Consider the following 546-nt stretch of genomic DNA (forward strand, 5'->3'; position numbering starts at 1 on the left):
CCGCCACGGTTGCCACAGGGAACGAGGTGGCGGGCATGGCCGTGGACCCGGTGCGCAACCGGATCTTCACCGCCAATAATCTGAGCGGTATCGCCGGCACCGTTACGGTCGTCGACGGGAGGACCAACCAGACCCAGACCTGGACGGTAGGAACCCAGCCCCGCTGCCTGGCCGTAAACCCCCTAACCGGCAAGCTGTATGTCTCCATTAACGGATCATCCACCAACGATACCGTGGTAGTGTTCGACACCACCGGCACCATCATCAAGAGACTGCCGGTTAAAAAGGAACCGTACTCCATGGTGCTGGATGTGGACAACGACCGGCTGTATGTGGCCAACTACGGCAGCGACACCGTCAGCATCTTCGCCAGCGACACCCTGTGGCTGTCTTATCCGGTGAGGGACGCCCCGGTGGCCCTGACCCTGAACCCGGTCAACCACGCCCTGTTCATCAGGTATATGAACTCGGACACCTTCGGCACCCTGAACCTGGGGTGGTACAGCCTAATGCACCTCAGCGACGGGACCGGGGTTAATGACATTG

Annotated in this window: 1 protein-coding gene; it reads left to right on the forward strand. The window is 60.6% G+C overall.

What is annotated here, in order from left to right:
- The coding region (locus tag RDU76_11935) for a YncE family protein (protein MDQ7799631.1) at positions 1 to 546 on the forward strand (546 nt) is incomplete at both ends.

The organism is Candidatus Edwardsbacteria bacterium (genome assembly GCA_031082425.1).
Taxonomy (GTDB): Bacteria; Edwardsbacteria; AC1; order AC1; family EtOH8; genus UBA2226.